General features: G+C 60.3%; 1 pseudogene. It reads left to right on the top strand.

Annotated features, from left to right (window positions below):
- A pseudogene (locus HBO12_RS28205) lies at positions 1 to 504 on the top strand (ribonucleoside-diphosphate reductase subunit alpha); the annotation flags it as partial.

The raw sequence follows: 504 nt of genomic DNA, 5'->3' as shown, positions 1-504 counted from the left end.
GCACCGAGATCACCTTGAACACCAACAAGGACGAGATCGCCGTTTGCAACCTGGGCTCGATCAACCTGCCGAACCACATCGTCAACGGCAAGCTGGACACCGCCAAGCTGGAGCGCACCGTCAACACCGCCGTACGCATGCTCGATAACGTCATCGACATCAACTACTACTCGGTGCCACAGGCGCAGAACTCCAACTTCAAGCACCGTCCGGTTGGCCTGGGGATCATGGGCTTCCAGGACGCGCTGTACCTGCAGCACATCCCTTACGGTTCCGATGCAGCGGTCGAGTTCGCCGACAAGTCCATGGAAGCGGTCAGCTACTACGCGATCCAGGCTTCCTGCGACCTGGCCGACGAGCGCGGCGCCTACGAGACGTTCCAGGGTTCGCTGTGGTCCAAGGGCATCCTGCCGCTGGATTCGCAACAGATCCTGATCGAAGCCCGTGGCCAGAAGTACATCGACGTCGACCTGAACGAAACCCTGGACTGGGCACCAGTACGTG

It is taken from the genome of Pseudomonas sp. WS 5059 (assembly GCF_012985525.1).
In the GTDB taxonomy this organism is placed as follows: domain Bacteria; phylum Pseudomonadota; class Gammaproteobacteria; order Pseudomonadales; family Pseudomonadaceae; genus Aquipseudomonas.
Note: the sequence above shows the minus strand (reverse complement) of the source record. Positions and strands in the feature narration are given on the sequence as shown.